This is a genomic window from Caballeronia sp. DA-9, assembly GCF_051615025.1.
In the GTDB taxonomy this organism is placed as follows: domain Bacteria; phylum Pseudomonadota; class Gammaproteobacteria; order Burkholderiales; family Burkholderiaceae; genus Caballeronia; species Caballeronia sordidicola.
In genome coordinates this window covers 529,151-544,675 of sequence record NZ_CP195133.1, presented here as the reverse complement: position 1 = coordinate 544,675, position 15,525 = coordinate 529,151, and the positions used below count along the sequence as shown (strand labels likewise).

The window sequence follows — 15,525 nt, the reverse complement described above, 5'->3', positions numbered from 1 at the left end:
AAGGTCCATCCGGCGCGGCTTGGCGGGCGCATGGTAGCGTCTCCCCGCAGTTTTTTGAACTGCGCGCTGTGTTACATTTCCACGTCAAATCTCGAAAACCTACCATATCGCCGACCCACCGCCGCATGTCCGACCAAAAGGAATTTGCCGACCTGCCCGAAGCTGTACCAATGAAGCTTGGCGGTCGAGTCGAGCGCGTTTTGGCGCGGGCGCTCAAAGTCCTTCTGGTGGCCGTTGCCGTGGTGTATTTCGCGGTCGCCGGCATCTACCTCGTCCTGCGTTACGCCGTGCTGCCCGAAATCGATGCGTTCAGGCCGCGCATCGAACAGATGGTATCGGCGAAAATTCACGCGCAATTGCGTCTCGGGCGCATCACGGCGAGATGGTCCGGACTGCAGCCTTCATTCGATATCGACAACCTGCGTATTGACGCAGCCGATGGTTCGCCCGGCCTCGCTGTCCCGCACGCGAGCGCGACGCTGGCGTGGCGCTCGCTGCTCGGGCCCATTCCGGTGTTGTCCAACCTGAGCGTCGATGGACCCGACGTCATCATCGCGCGCAATAAAGACGGCACGTTCAGCGTGGCCGGCGTGCAGATTCCGTCGAAGCGCACCGGCAACAATACGTTCATGACCTGGCTCCTGAGCCAGCAAGCCATCGTGCTGCGTAACGGCACGCTGCGGTGGCACGACGCGCAACTCGGCGCGCCGGAACTCGCGCTCAAGCGCATCAAGCTCGCCATTCTCACCGACGGCCAGCGTCACCGGCTTGCACTGCAAGCACCGCCGGACGGCGACGTGCTGCACGGCCCGCTCGATTTCCGCGCGGATTTCCGCCACACGCTGTTCAGCGTGGCGGGCCGTCCGGAGAACTGGACCGGAGACGCTTATCTGTCGACGGGACCGGTCGACCTGCCCATGCTCGCGCGCTACGTGAAGATGCCGTTTGCAACCTACAGCGGACGCTTCGACAACCGCATCTGGCTCGACTTCGCCGGCGGCAAGCTAAAGACGGCGGGCGGCGACCTGACCGGCTCGGATATCGCGCTGCGGGTCCGCCCAACGCAGCCGCGCCTGGACATGCCCATCGCCAAATTCAACTGGGATCTGGCGCTCGAGGACCACGAGTACACGCTGCACCTCGCCAACCTCCAGGCGGAACTCGGACAGAAGCCCATGCCCGACGGCACGCCTGTGTCGCGGCTGCTCGCCATGCATACGCTGACCGGCAAATATCGCGTGGCAACCGTGAATCTCGGGCAGAAGTTCGGCGTATCGGGCGACTTCGTGGATCTCGGCATTCTCGGCGAATTCATGCGCGCGCTGCCGTTGCCCGCGAAAGTGCAGAACGATCTGATCCGCTTCGATCCGCGTGGCCAGATCGCCAACTACGCGCTGGAAACCGAACGTCCCGCGCCCACTACGGCGGCTCAAGCGCAGGAGCAGCGCGAGAAAGGCACGGAGCCGCCCACGCGATACACCATCAAGGGCGACCTTCACGGCGTGAGCGTGCTCGCGCAGGAACCGCCGCCCGGCCTGACGGTGAACAACCATCCGCGCGCCGGGATTCCTGGCGTGGAAAACCTGTGGGGAAGAATCGACGCGGATCAGGACCACGGCAGCGCGGTCATCGATACAAAGAACACCGCGATCACCCTTCCCGGCGTCTTCGATAACCCGCGCCTGGTTCTGGACCAGATCGACGGCCATGTGACCTGGACCGTCGCCGCCGCGCCGGGCAAGCCGCACAAGGCGATCACGGCGCACGTTGCCGACCTGCACGTGAAGAACGCCGATGCGGAAGCCCGCGCCACAGCCGACTACCGGAACGAAGGCGAAGGACGCGGTTCGCTCGATCTGAAGGCGACCGCCGAATATCTGAACGTGACGCGTTTGATCAACTATCTGCCGACCAGCATCAGCGAGAAGGTACGGGTTTATCTCGGGCACGCGTTGCAGGCAGGCGTTTCGCGCAATGGCACCATCGAGATTCACGGCGACCTGACGAAATTCCCCTATTCCCGTTTCCCCGATGCCGGCAAGTTCCGTATCGTCGCGCCTTTCAGCGGCGGCAAGTTCGAGCCCACGCCCTTCCCGCCGCGGACCATGGCGAACGGCACGCCGAATCAATGGCCGGCTTTCGATGGCATAGACGGGACATTTCATCTGGCCGAAAACAAGCTCGGCTTCGATATCACGCGCGGTCATTATCTCGGCGTCGGCGTGCGCAAGACGACCGGACGCATTGAAGACCTGGGCAATCGCGAATCGAAACTCGTGATCGACGCCGACGCGCATGGCCCGATCACCGACATGCTGCGCTACGTGGAAGACAGTTCGCTCGGTTCGCTTTCGCAGCATGTCGCAACAAAAATTCGCGCAACCGGCGACGCCACGCTCGCGTTGCAACTGCTGATTCCACGTGTCGCTCCGCCGCCCGGCCAGCGCCAGCGCGTGGGCTACAAAGGCTCGCTCACGTTCACTGGAAACGATCTCGAATATGCGGCGTTTCCGCCTTTATCGAATCTCAAGGGGCGCGCGAGTTTCGGTGAAAAGACGGCTTCTCTCGATGGCATCACGGGCAAGTTCCTTGGCGGCGACGTACGCGGCACGGGCGGCGTGAAACCCGACGGAAGCTACGCGTTCGACGTCACCGGCCGCATTGGCGCGGACGCGGCCCAGAGCCTCAATTTGCGCAATCAGGCGCAGACGGTCGCGCTCCTGAAACATCTCAGCGGCACCGCGCCCTACGACCTGCACGTGCGCGGCGTGAAAAACGCGTTGCCGCGCGTGGAGGCACAGTCCGATCTGACCGGCCTTGGCCTGGACTTCCCCGCGCCGTTCAACAAGGCTCAAGGCACGCCGATGCCATTCACGTTCACCTTTGCGCCCGTTGCCGGATCGCAGCAGGAACACGACGCGAAGCTGACGCTCGGGCCAATCAACGCGCACTACCTGCTCAGGCGCGAAGGCAAAGCGGCGCCGGTCGTGGAGCGAGGCGCCATCGGAGTGAACAAGCCTGCGGATCTTCCCGCCGAGGGCGTGACCGCAGCGGTCGATCTGGACGAACTCGACGCCGACGCTTGGCGCAAGACCATTGCCGATCTGGGTCCCATGCCAGCACCGCAAGCAATTAAGCAACCAGTTCAGCAACCCGCGCAGTTACCCGGCGGAAAGACGCCGGCCGCGATCGCGAAGGAGTTCCTGCCCGACCGCGTGGCATTGCATTTCGCCACGCTCAAGCTGCTTGCGCGGCGCTGGGAAAACGTCGCCGTGGGCGCCACGCGCGGCGCTGGCGCGGACGACCGGAAATGGCAGGCGAACATTGCTTCCAATCAGGTGTCCGGGTATGTCGAATGGATGCCGGGCGCGACCCGCGAAAGTCCCGGCGCGTTGCAGGCGCGTTTTGCCAAGGTGGTGATTCCCAACAAGACCGAGAACGACCTGGTCGGGCAAATGATCCGCAAGCCGCCGCCGAACAACATGCCGTCCATCGACTTGATCGTGAACGAACTGGTGGTGCGTGAGCGGACGCTTGGACGCCTGGAAGTCAACGCGCGCAACGACGTGGAAGACGGCGTGCCGGTCTGGCATCTGGACAAGCTCGACCTCACGAACCCGGACGCGAAGCTTTCCGCCACGGCCAACTGGCGCACGATCGCGAACCCGGGCGCATCGCCTGCTCAAACCCAAACCGATACCGACGACGACGGCCCGCGTCGCACCGCAGTCGATTTCAAGCTGGATATTCTCGATGCCGGCTCGCTTGTCGAGCGCATGGGCTTGCCGCAGACCGTGAAGAACGGCAAGGGAACGGTCTCGGGCCAACTCGGCTGGGACGGCAGCCCTGCCGCGATCGATATGCCTACGCTCAACGGAAAAGTCGCCGTCGACCTGGAACATGGCCAGATCCTGAAGGTCAAGAACGCGGCGGCCGCGAAATGGCTCGGCGTATTCAGCCTGCAAAGTCTCGCGCACTTTCTCACGCTGAATTTCCAGGATGTCGTCGGCAAGGGATTGCCCTTCGAGAAGATCACAGGGACGGGAACCGTGCAGGATGGCATCGCGCGCACGAACGATTTGAAGATGATCACGGCGCCGGCGCGTGTCGAACTGACGGGCCTCGTCGATTTGCCGAAGCAAACACAGGACATGCACGCAAAGGTTGTCCCGACAATCAGCGCGGGCGCCGTGGCGATAGGCGCGGCCGTGATCAATCCGCTGCTTGGCCTCGCCACGCTGGCGGGGGACCTGGTGTTGTCGAAGTCGATTGGCAAGGCGTTCACCATCGACTATTCCATTACCGGCCCGTGGTCGAAACCCGTCATTCAGCGGGTCAAAGGCGATCAGGGTAAGATCGAAACTCCCGCTGCAGCCGTGGCAAATTGAGCGGATTCATTTCGTTTCAGAGGCCGTGGGCCAGCAACGCCGATCATTCATCGCGCCCCTTTTTGGAAGGCCGACACGAAGGCTGACATGAGCGAAAGATCAAGCGAAAGCACTCCAGACTCCTTCCGCGTCGCCGCGCTGCAAATGGTCAGCGCGCCTGATCGCGAGCGCAATATTGCCGAAGCGGGACGGCTGATCGCCGAGGCGGCGCGCGATGGTGCGCAACTCGTGCTGCTGCCGGAGTACTTCTGCTTCATGGGTTTCAAGGACACGGACAAGCTCGCGATTCGCGAAACGCCGGGGCATGGGCCGATCCAGCAGTTTTTATCGGACGCGGCACACGAACATAGAGTGTGGGTGATTGGCGGGACTTTGCCGCTGGAGTCGCAGGAAGCCGAGCGCGTGCTGAATACCACCCTCGTCTTCGATCCCACCGGCAAGCAGGTCGCACGCTACGACAAGATTCATCTGTTCAATTTTGAAAAGGGCACGGAATCCTTCGACGAAGCCCGCACCATTTGCCCGGGCAATGAAGTGCGTACGTTTGAAGCGCCATTCGGACAGGTCGGATTGTCCGTGTGCTACGACCTGCGCTTTCCCGAGCTATACAGAAAAATGGGCGATTGCGCGTTGATGGTCGTGCCGTCCGCATTCACGTACACAACCGGCGAGGCGCACTGGGAAACCCTGCTCAAGGCGCGCGCGGTCGAAAACCAGTGCTACGTGCTCGCCGCCGCGCAAGGCGGAAAGCACGAGAACGGCCGCCGGACGTGGGGCCACAGCATGCTGATCGACCCTTGGGGCGAGATTGTGGCTGTGGTCGAAGAAGGTCCCGGCGTGGCTGCCGGAAACATCGATAAAGCGCGCATTGCATCCGTCCGGCAGAGCCTGCCGGCCTTTCGCCACCGAGTGCTGGGCTAAGCCGGTGATTGATTACAGGGCTAGCTTGTTTGGTTGGCTTGTTTTTTCCGGAGTACCCCTCCATTTGGCCAGGGTGTGGCATAAATACTCCGACGTTAGAATGCTTTTAATCTCAACAGACTTCGCCACAGGCAACGAATGAACATCATCGAACCCGGCATCCGAAATCTCGCCACTGCGAAAGAGATTCTTCTGACGCCTTATGGCCTCGACGAATCCACGATTACCCGCACGCTGGCGGAGATCTTTACGCACCGCGTCGACTACGCGGATCTCTATTTCCAGTCCACGCGCAGCGAAGCGTGGAGCCTGGAGGAAGGCATCGTCAAATCGGGCAGTTTCAGCATCGATCAGGGTGTGGGCGTGCGCGCCGTGTCGGGCGACCGGACGGCGTTCGCGTATTCGGACGATTTATCGGCGGAATCCATCCGCCAGGCGGCCGTCGCCACGCGCGCGATTGCGAAAGCGGGCGGCGGCAAGCACAAGGTCAAGTCGGCAAGTTCGCTGACTGGCGTGTTTGGCCGCGACCTGTATTTGCCCTCCGATCCGCTTTCTTCCCTCGACGCCACCGCCAAGGTGAAATTGCTGGAACGCGTGGAGCAGATGGCGCGCGGCCGTGACCCGCGCATTGTCCAGGTAATGGCCGGTCTCGCGGGCGAATACGACGTGGTGCTGGTCGCGCGCAGCGACGGCGCGCTGGCAGCGGATATCCGTCCGCTCGTGCGCGTTTCCGTGACGGTGATCGCGGAGAAGGACGGACGCCGCGAGATTGGCAGCGGCGGTGGCGGCGGACGATACGACTACGGCTATTTCACCGACGAAATCCTGTCCACCTACGTTGATCAGGCCGTGCATGCGGCGCTCGTGAATCTCGACGCACGACCAGCGCCCGCTGGCGCCATGACCGTCGTTCTCGGGCCGGGCTGGCCCGGCGTGCTGCTGCACGAAGCGATTGGCCACGGACTCGAGGGCGATTTCAATCGCAAGGGGTCGTCGGCGTTTGCGGGTCGTATTGGCGAGCGGGTGGCGGCAAAAGGCGTCACGGTCGTCGATGACGGCACGATCCCCAACCGCCGCGGGTCGCTCAATATAGACGACGAAGGCAATCCCACGCAGTGCACCACACTGATTGAAGACGGCATCCTGAAGGGCTACATCCAGGATTCGCTCAACGCGCGCCTGATGAAAATGCCGGTCACGGGCAACGCGCGGCGCGAGTCGTATGCGGCGCTCCCCATGCCGCGCATGACCAACACGTACATGCTCAACGGCGATAAAGACCCGGGCGAGATTCTGGCGTCGGTGAAAAACGGTTTGTACGCGGTGAATTTCGGCGGCGGCCAGGTCGACATCACCAACGGCAAATTCGTGTTTTCGGCGTCGGAAGCGTACATGATCGAAAACGGCAAAATCACGTATCCGGTCAAGGGCGCGACGCTGATCGGCAGTGGCCCAGAGTCGCTCAAGTACGTGACCATGATCGGCAACGACATGGCGCTGGACGGCGGCGTGGGCGTGTGCGGCAAGGAAGGTCAGAGTGTGCCGGTCGGGGTTGGCCAGCCGACACTGCGCATCGAGAAAATGACGGTGGGCGGCACGGTTTGATGTATTTCGCGACTTTTCGCGCGCCGCGCCACACGTTGGAAGTGAGCGCGGCATGCGGGAAATCCGCACGAGATTCACGCAATTCGTGCGGAAATGGCCTTCATGACGCGGATTGTCCGCATTTTGATACCGTGCAACTTGCCAGCCGGGCAGGTTTAAGGTTATAAAGCCAGACGTTCAATTTTTACCAAACGACACAAACCTCATGTCCGCCAAGTTTTATTTTTACTTCTTTTGGTATCTCAAGCCGCTGGCGGATCGAGAGGGGTGAGTCGTTTGTGCTGAACCCAAGTTTCCCGAAAAACCGCCAGCCGAGTCTGGCGGTTTTTTTTATGCCTTTTTGTTTCATCACTTCGAATACAGCACTAAACCGAGTTCCTGGAGAACCAGCATGCCCCCGCACAACACCGACGATGTCCGAATCCGCGAATTGAAAGAACTGACGCCCCCCGCTCACCTGATCCGCGAGTTCGCCTGCGCCGAGCCCGTTTCGAATCTCATCTACAACTCGCGCCAGTCGATGCATCGCATCCTGCACGGCATGGAAGACCGGCTGATCGTGATCATCGGGCCGTGCTCGATCCACGACACGAAGGCAGCCATCGAATACGCGGGCCGGCTGGTCGAACAGCGCAAGCGCTTCGCGGGCGAGCTCGAGATAGTGATGCGGGTGTATTTCGAGAAACCGCGAACAACGGTCGGCTGGAAAGGCCTGATCAACGACCCGTACATGGACAACAGCTTCAAGATCAACGACGGTCTGCGCACCGCCCGCGAATTGCTGCTGCACATCAACGAACTGGGTCTTCCGGCCGGCACCGAATACCTCGACATGATCAGCCCGCAGTACATCGCGGACCTGATTTCGTGGGGCGCAATCGGCGCGCGGACGACGGAATCGCAAGTGCATCGCGAACTGGCTTCGGGGCTGTCGTGTCCGGTTGGCTTCAAGAACGGCACGGACGGCAACGTGAAGATCGCCGTGGACGCCATCAAGGCCGCGTCGCAGCCGCATCATTTCCTCTCGGTAACGAAGGGCGGCCACTCGGCGATTGTGTCGACGGCTGGCAACGAGGATTGCCACATCATCCTGCGTGGCGGCAAGGCGCCAAACTACGATGCCGAAAGCGTCAACGCGGCATGCAGTGATATCGGCAAGGCAGGATTGGCGGCCCGCCTGATGATCGACGCAAGCCACGCCAACAGTTCGAAGAAGCATGAGAACCAGATCCCGGTTTGCGCCGACATTGGCAAGCAGATTGCCGGCGGCGACGAGCGGATTGTCGGCGTGATGGTGGAATCGAACCTGGTTGCAGGACGTCAGGACCTGAAGGAAGGTTGCGAGTTGACGTACGGCCAGAGCGTGACCGACGCGTGCATCAGTTGGGAAGACAGCCTGGGCGTGCTGGAAGGCTTGGCCGCCGCCGTGAAGCAGCGCCGTGTGGCACGTGGGAACGGCAACTGAAAACGAGGAAGGCTGCGAAGACAGGCTCGCAGCCTTTTTACTTCAGAGCTTGCGCTCGTGATTCCACAACACGTCCGATCCGCCATCCGCGCGGTTCAGCACGCGCGCCAGCACGAACAGCAGATCCGATAACCGGTTCACATATTTCCGCGGCTCGGCATTGATCCTGTCGACGCGGCCAAGCGCCACGATCGAACGTTCCGCGCGCCGGCAGATCGTCCGGCCAACGTGGGCAAGCGCTGCCGCGCGCGACCCGCCCGGCAAAATGAACTCCTTCAGCGCCGGCAGGTTGGCGTTGTACTCGCCAATCCATGTATCGATACGCGCAAGATGCGCCTCTTCAATCATGGAATGGCCGGGAATGCAGAGCTCGCCGCCAAGGTCGAAAAGATCGTGCTGGATGTCGACCAGTGCGGCGCGGACATCGTCTGGAAGCTTTTCGCACAGCAGCACGCCGATCTGCGAATTCAGTTCATCCACGTCGCCGATTGCTGCAATGCGCGCGTCGTCTTTCTGCACGCGGCTGCCGTCGCCCAGACCGGTGGTGCCGTCGTCGCCGGTGCGCGTGGCGATCTTGCTCAGGCGATTGCCCATGATGTTCTCCAGGTTGCACGCGAACGCCGGTCAGCGTCCGCGTTCATTATGGCATTGGGCGGGCGTCGGCTGGACTTGGGGTATCGGCGTAAAATAGACGCATAAAACGCATGAATCCCGCATGCCAGCGCCGGATTTCGTGCATCCCAACGTCCGCCATAAAGATGTCCGGAGACATGCCGTGAACCATCCCGTCCCGCCTATTGCCGTCCGCCGTGCCTTTCCCGCCGCCTTGCTCGATGCGCTCAAAACCGCTTTTGGCGAGCGCGTCTCGACCACGACCGCCGTGCGCGAGCATCACGGACGCGACGAATCGCCGTTCGATCCGCAATTGCCCGACGCGGTTGTGTTCGTGACCAGCACGGAAGATGTCCAGGCGGTGGTGAAGCTCTGCGCCGAACATAACGTGCCGGTGATCCCCTACGGCAACGGTTCGTCGCTGGAAGGTCATCTGCTGGCCGTGCAAGGCGGCGTGTCCATCGATATGTCCGGCCTCAACCGGGTTTTATCGATAGACGCCGAAGACCTCACTGTCACCGTCCAGCCCGGCATTTCGCGCAAGCAGTTGAACGAGGCGTTGAAGGACACTGGCCTGTTCTTCCCAATCGATCCGGGCGCCGACGCGAGCATCGGCGGAATGTCGGCGACCCGCGCGTCGGGCACGAACGCCGTGCGCTACGGAACCATGCGCGAAAACGTGCTCGGGCTGACCGTTGTGCTGGCCGACGGACGCGTCATCAAGACCGGCACGCGAGCGCGCAAATCGTCGGCGGGATACGACTTGACGCGCTTGTTCGTGGGCTCGGAAGGCACGCTCGGCGTGATCGTCGAAATCACCGTGCGGCTTTATCCGCAACCGGAGGCCGTGTCGGCGGCCGTGTGCGCGTTTCCGTCGATGGCCGACGCCGTGCGCGCGACCATCGAAACCATTCAGATGGGCGTGCCGGTGGCGCGCGTCGAATTCCTGGATTCGCTTGCCGTCCGCTCGATCAACCGCCACTCGAACATGAATTTCCGCGAATCACCGATGCTGTTCTTCGAATTCCACGGCACGGAAAACAGCGTGCAGGAGCAGGCTGAAACGGTGCAGGGAATCATCGCGGAAAACCACGGCACGGATTTCGAGTGGGCGACGCGCCCGGAAGATCGCAGCCGTCTTTGGAACGCGCGTCACAACGCCTACTTCGCGATGCTGCAACTGAAACCGGGCTGCCGCGCCGTGACGACCGACGTGTGCGTGCCGATTTCGCGCCTGGCCGAATGCGTGATCGAAACGGAACAGGACTTGAAGGCGAGCACGCTGCCCTGCCCGATTGTCGGCCATGTCGGCGACGGCAATTTCCATGTCGCCATGCTGCTCGATCCCGCCAGGCCGGAAGAGCTGGAAGAAGCGGAACGCATCAACCATCGGATCGTGCAGCGCGCGCTTCGCATGGGTGGGACGTGTACGGGCGAGCACGGCGTGGGGCTGCACAAGATGCAGTTCATGATCGAGGAACACGGCGAGGACGCCATCAGCGTGATGCGCTCGCTCAAACACGCGCTCGATCCCAACAACCTGATGAATCCGGGCAAGATCTTCGCGTTCGACGCTTGATCGATACCCTGAGAACCTTAGGGAAAACGCGGTCCGTCCCCGTAATTAGCCCAATCGACGGCGGGGACGCCGAGGTGCAAGATCAGGCGCTCTGCTGTTGGAAATGCTCCAAAGCACACACCGCCGGGGAGGAAACATGAACGCACCCGCCGAGCTTTCGCCGGAAGTGCTCGCGCAACGTCAGCGCGAAGTGGTCCAGGCGCTGATGGCCGTATTGCCGACGCATTGCCTGCTGTATCGCGAGGAAGACACGGCCGCGTATGAATGCGACGGGCTCGCCGCCTATAGACGATTGCCCCTCGCCGTTGCATTGCCGGAAACAGAAGCACAGGTTCAGCGCGTTGTGCAGATTTGCGCGCGGCTCGACGTGCCCATCGTGCCGCGCGGCGCCGGTACGGGCTTGTCCGGCGGCGCCATGCCGATTCGGCATGGCATCGTGGTTTCCCTTGCGCGCTTTCGCAAGATCATGGAAGTGGACCCGTACGCACGCACCGCGACCGTACAGCCGGGCGTGCGCAACCTCGCCATTTCCGAAGCCGCCGCGCCCTATGGCCTTTACTACGCGCCCGATCCTTCGTCGCAGATTGCGTGCACGATCGGCGGCAACGTCAGCGAAAATTCCGGCGGCGTGCATTGCCTCAAATATGGCCTGACGTGTCACAACGTGATGCGGGTGCGGGCTGTGTCGATGGAAGGCGACATTCTGGAATTCGGTTCGCTCGGGCTGGACGCACCCGGACTCGACCTGCTCGCGGTACTGATTGGCAGCGAAGGCATGTTCGCGATCGTCACCGAGATCACCGTCAAGCTGATTCCAAAGCCGCAGACGGCGCAGGTCATCATGGCGAGTTTTGACGACGTGGTGAAGGGCGGCAACGCGGTCGCGGCGATCATCGCGGCGGGCATCATTCCGGCGGGCCTCGAAATGATGGACAAACCCGCGACGCGCGCCGTGGAAGAGTTTGTCAAGGCGGGTTACGACCTCGAAGCCAAGGCGATCCTGCTGTGCGAATCCGATGGCACGCAAGACGAAGTGTCGGAGGAGATCGTCCGCATGACGGCGGTGTTGCGCGAGTTCGGCGCGAATCGCATCCAGATTTCACGCTCCGAAGCCGAGCGGCTGAAATTCTGGTCGGGCCGCAAGAATGCGTTTCCGGCGGCCGGGCGTATCTCGCCGGATTACTACTGCATGGACGGCACCGTGCCGCGCCGCCAGATCGGGCCGTTGCTTGCGCGTATCGAAGAAATGGAAGTCAAATACGCGCTGCGATGCATGAACGTGTTCCACGCCGGCGACGGCAACATGCATCCGCTGATTCTCTTCAATGGCAACGATCTCGACGAATGGCACCGCGCCGAAGCGTTTGGATCGGACATTCTGGAAGCGTGCGTAGAACTGGGTGGAACGGTGACGGGCGAGCACGGCGTGGGAATCGAGAAGATCAATTCCATGTGCGTGCAGTTTTCGCCGGAAGAACGCGACACGTTCCATGCGATCAAACGCGCCTTCGATCCCCCGGGCCTGCTCAATCCGGACAAAGGCATTCCCACGCGCGCGCGCTGCGCCGAGTACGGAAAAATGCACATACGCAGTGGTTTGCTGCCGCATCCCGAACTCCCGCGTTTTTAGGCAACGTGTTTATGGGCCGTGTCTAAACATCCGCTTCCAGCGGCGGCGGGCGTTTCGAGGCGGAAAACATATCCACGTTTATACGAGTGGCCTTACCAGCACGCGCCGATACACTGACCTTGGGCACCACAAAACGAGCCATACGGCCAACCCATGCGGCCAACCCTATGGCAAGCCATCACACGCGGGACATCATGATCGAGGAAGACATTGTCGCGAGCTGGTCCGAGCGCGTGCGCGCCGCGACCGCGAGCAACACGCCGTTGCGGATTCGCGGCGGCGGAACGAAGGACTGGTACGGGCAAGCGCTGCAAGGCGAAATAATCGATACACGCGCCCACAGCGGGATTATTGAACATGATCCGGCCGAACTCGTGATCACCGCGAAGGCCGGCACGCCGCTGCGTGAAATCGAAGCGCGGCTCGACGAATGCAACCAGATGCTGCCGTTCGAACCGCCGCATTTTGGCCACGATGCAACCATCGGGGGCTGCATTGCCGCCGGACTCGCCGGGCCGCGGCGTGCGGCAACGGGTGCGCCGCGTGATTTCCTGCTGGGCGCCGTGGTAATGAACGGCCAGGGGCATGTGCTGCATTTCGGCGGACAGGTCGTGAAGAACGTTGCCGGCTACGACGTCTCGCGGTTGCTCGCCGGGTCGCTCGGAACGCTCGGGATGATCCTGGAGGTATCGGTGAAAGTGCTGCCGAAACCCGTCGCCGAAATCACGCTCAAGTTCGAAATGAACGACACCGACGCCGTGCGCAAGCTCAACGAATGGGGCGGCCATCCGTTGCCGCTGACCGGCAGTGCGTGGCGCGACCACACGCTTGCGTTGCGGCTGGGCGGAGCGGAAGCGGCGGTGAAATCGGCGCGCACCGCGCTCGGCGGCGAAGTGGTCGATGCCGTCGAAGCCGATCGTTTCTGGTGCGGCCTGCGCGAACAGTCCGATCCGTTTTTCACGGTGCTGCCGCCGAAATCGGCTTTGTGGCGAATGTCGTTGCCATCGATTGCCGAACCCATGCATCTCGCCGGCCCGCATCTGATGGAATGGGGCGGTGCGCAACGCTGGTGGATCACCGACACCGACGCGCAGACCGTGCGCATCAGCGCGAAGCAGGCAGGCGGCCATGCGACGATCTTTCGCTCGGGCGCGTTATACGACCGCAATGCCGGCGTCTTCACGCCGCTTACCGCGCCCATGATGAAAATCCACCGCGGCCTCAAAGCTGCATTCGATCCCGCGCGCATCTTCAATCGCGGCCGCCTTTACCCCGATTTCTAAGCTCACCGACCTACGCAATGCAAACCAATCTCGCCGATTTCCTGCGCAATACGGCCGACGGCGACGAAGCCGAAGCCATCCTGCGCAAGTGCGTGCATTGCGGATTCTGCACGGCGACCTGTCCGACCTACCAGATTCTCGGCGATGAACTCGATGGCCCGCGCGGCCGCATCTACCTGATGAAGCAAATGATGGAAGGCGCGCCCGTCACGCGCAGCACGCAGCTTCATCTGGACCGCTGCCTCACGTGCCGCAATTGCGAAACCACGTGCCCTTCGGGCGTGCAATATGGAAGGCTGGTCGAGATTGGCAGGAAGATCGTGGAGGAGAAAGTCGAGCGGCCGTTCGGCCAGCGCGTGCAGCGCAAACTGCTGGCGAATTTCCTGCCGAACAGCAAGCTCTTTACGCCTGCCATGAAGCTCGGGCAGCAATTCCGGCCGCTCTTGCCGAAGACCTTGCGCACGAAAGTGCCTGTCCCGCAGCGGCCGCTCGCCATGCCGACCAGCATCCATGAGCGCAAGATGCTGATGCTCGCGGGTTGCGTCCAGCCCGCCATGATGCCGAACGTAAATACGGCGACAGCGCGTGTCTTCGACGCATTGGGCATCCAGATCCTGATTGCGCCGGACGCGGGATGCTGCGGCGCGATCCGCCTGCATCTTGGTTATAACGAGAATGCGCTGGACGACGTGCGCAACAACATCGACGCATGGTGGCCATACGTTGAAGCCGGCGTTGAGGCGATCGTGATGAACGCTTCCGGTTGCGGCGCGACCGTGAAGGAATATGCGCATCTGCTGCGCAACGATCCGGCGTACGCTGAGAAAGCCGCGCGGATTGTGGACCTGACGCGCGATCTCGCCGAAATCCTGCCGCAATTCGAGGACGAACTGAGTGCAATGGTGCGGCGGCGCGCCGTCCACACCGTGGCATTTCATCCGCCGTGCACGCTACAGCACGGCCAGCAGATTCGCGGGCGCGTGGAAAATCTGCTGACGGCGCTCGGCATGGAAGTCCACCTTCCCGCCGATAACCACTTGTGTTGCGGTTCAGCCGGAACGTATTCGGTGCTGCAGCCAAAACTATCGTACACGTTGCGCGACCAGAAACTCGACAAGCTCGAAAAGCTGGAACCGCAGATGATCCTGTCGGCGAACGTGGGGTGCATCGCGCATTTGCAAAGCGGCACGTCGACGCCCGTGGTCCACTGGATTCAGCTCGTAGAACATCTGCTGTATGGCTAACGCTCGCCGGCGCGTGCCTTGCAGCCGCGCCGCGTCCGTATAATCGGACCTCTGCCTTCCTTCATTGCGGCGTCCGATCCCATGCCCTCACACATAGCCCGTCATCTCGACGAAGTCCGCCAGCGCATTGCGAAAGCGGCTGCCGCTGCTTCGCGCGATCCTTCCCCGGTGGCGTTGCTGGCGGTATCGAAGACATTTCCTGCTGACGATGTCCGCGCCGCTTTCAACGCGGGGCAACGTGCGTTCGGCGAGAACTACGTGCAGGAATCTGTCGCAAAAATCGCCGAACTGGCCGATTTGCGCCACGAGATCCAGTGGCATTTCATCGGCCCGTTGCAGTCGAACAAAACGAAGGTGGTCGCCGAACATTTTGACTGGGTCCATTCGGTCGACCGGTTGAAGATCGCCGAACGCTTGTCGGCGCAGCGCCCGGCCGGCATGCCGGCGCTCAACGTCTGCCTGCAAGTGAACGTCAGCGGCGAGGAATCCAAAAGCGGCGTGACGCCGGGCGATGCCTTGGCGCTCGCGCACGCAATCGCCGCGCTGCCCAATCTGAAGCTGCGCGGCCTGATGGCGATTCCCGAACCCGCCGGATCGCTCGATGAACAACGCATGCCGCACCGGCGCTTGCGCGAACTCATGGACAGCTTGCGCGCGGACGGACTCGAACTCGATACGCTTTCCATGGGCATGTCGGCGGATATTGAAGCGGCGATCCTGGAAGGTGCGACCATGGTTCGCGTCGGCACCGCGATTTTCGGCGCGCGTGATTACTCTCACTAAACCCTTACCGAACTC

The 15,525-nt window shown here is 62.0% G+C and carries 10 protein-coding genes; 9 read left to right on the top strand and 1 reads right to left on the bottom strand.

From position 1 onward, the window contains the following. The first annotated feature begins 125 nt into the window (after positions 1-125). From ACRWA7_RS18705 to aroG, 4 genes are all read left to right on the top strand, one after another. The gene (locus ACRWA7_RS18705; RefSeq protein WP_438395411.1) at positions 126-4,388 is read left to right on the top strand and encodes a YhdP family phospholipid transporter; all 4,263 of its coding nucleotides are present in this window, start codon (positions 126-128) and stop codon (positions 4,386-4,388) included. Positions 4,389-4,475: 87 nt separating this feature from the next. After that, a complete protein-coding gene (locus tag ACRWA7_RS18700; RefSeq protein WP_438395409.1) occupies positions 4,476-5,309 on the top strand; it encodes a carbon-nitrogen hydrolase family protein in 834 nt (277 codons plus the stop codon). 138 nt (positions 5,310-5,447) lie between these two features. Continuing rightward, on the top strand, positions 5,448-6,914 hold the full coding sequence (tldD, locus tag ACRWA7_RS18695; RefSeq protein ID WP_060858856.1) for a metalloprotease TldD: 1,467 nt from the start codon (positions 5,448-5,450) through the stop codon (positions 6,912-6,914). Positions 6,915-7,305: 391 nt separating this feature from the next. Further along, on the top strand, positions 7,306-8,379 hold the full coding sequence (aroG, locus tag ACRWA7_RS18690; protein ID WP_438395407.1) for a 3-deoxy-7-phosphoheptulonate synthase AroG: 1,074 nt from the start codon (positions 7,306-7,308) through the stop codon (positions 8,377-8,379). Positions 8,380-8,421: 42 nt separating this feature from the next. On the opposite strand, the gene ACRWA7_RS18685 is transcribed toward aroG, so the two are convergent. Next, positions 8,422-8,973 carry a cob(I)yrinic acid a,c-diamide adenosyltransferase gene (locus tag ACRWA7_RS18685; protein WP_438395405.1) on the bottom strand — a complete coding sequence of 184 codons (552 nt, stop codon included), beginning with the start codon at positions 8,971-8,973 and terminating at the stop codon, positions 8,422-8,424. Positions 8,974-9,154: 181 nt separating this feature from the next. On the opposite strand from ACRWA7_RS18685, the gene ACRWA7_RS18680 reads away from it, so the two are divergent. The 5 genes from ACRWA7_RS18680 to ACRWA7_RS18660 all read left to right on the top strand — a co-directional run bounded on the left by ACRWA7_RS18680 (position 9,155) and on the right by ACRWA7_RS18660 (position 15,510). Further along, positions 9,155-10,570, top strand: a complete 1,416-nt coding sequence (locus ACRWA7_RS18680) for an FAD-binding oxidoreductase (RefSeq protein ID WP_060858877.1) — start codon at positions 9,155-9,157, stop codon at positions 10,568-10,570. Positions 10,571-10,706: 136 nt separating this feature from the next. After that, positions 10,707-12,200 (top strand): FAD-linked oxidase C-terminal domain-containing protein, encoded by a 1,494-nt coding sequence (locus ACRWA7_RS18675; RefSeq protein WP_438395404.1) that lies wholly within the window; start codon positions 10,707-10,709, stop codon positions 12,198-12,200. Positions 12,201-12,394: 194 nt separating this feature from the next. Further along, positions 12,395-13,483, top strand: coding sequence for a glycolate oxidase subunit GlcE (gene glcE / locus ACRWA7_RS18670; protein WP_438396690.1), 1,089 nt, complete (start codon positions 12,395-12,397; stop codon positions 13,481-13,483). Positions 13,484-13,500: 17 nt separating this feature from the next. Next, positions 13,501-14,727, top strand: a complete 1,227-nt coding sequence (gene glcF, locus ACRWA7_RS18665; protein ID WP_438395403.1) for a glycolate oxidase subunit GlcF — start codon at positions 13,501-13,503, stop codon at positions 14,725-14,727. An 81-nt stretch (positions 14,728-14,808) separates the two neighbouring features. Continuing rightward, positions 14,809-15,510 carry a YggS family pyridoxal phosphate-dependent enzyme gene (locus ACRWA7_RS18660; RefSeq protein WP_438395401.1) on the top strand — a complete coding sequence of 234 codons (702 nt, stop codon included), beginning with the start codon at positions 14,809-14,811 and terminating at the stop codon, positions 15,508-15,510. Positions 15,511-15,525: the final 15 nt, after the last annotated feature.